We start from the raw sequence: 330 nt of genomic DNA on the forward strand, positions 1-330 counted from the left end.
TTACTCCTCATGCCTTTGTCCAGCATTCCAGAACAGCTGCACAGCTACCTCGAGCCATGGTTTATCGGCACGACCCGCAAGCCCATCATCGAGTCAGCGTACCCCCTGATGCTGATCGGGCACCCGGCTGACACGTTCGATGAAGCTATGGCCCACGCCAACCTGACTGGCCTTCCGCTATTTCGGGTCAGCCTGATGAAGCTGAATTGTCTTCCAGTTGAAACGATTGCTTCGATCGTTGGGCACATCACCGAATTCGCCGGATCGATGTCATGTATGCTGATGCTAGAAGACGTTACGGAATGCCCGATGCGGTATTCACGTTCGGTT

The 330-nt window shown here is 54.2% G+C and carries 1 protein-coding gene; it reads left to right on the top strand.

Annotation, left to right across the window (positions count from 1 at the left end; all coding sequences use genetic code 11):
• A partial coding sequence (locus ACZLZY_RS24985; RefSeq protein ID WP_472936655.1) for a hypothetical protein occupies positions 1-330 on the top strand: 330 nt, incomplete at both ends.

The organism is Mesocryomonas lacus (assembly GCF_055730135.2).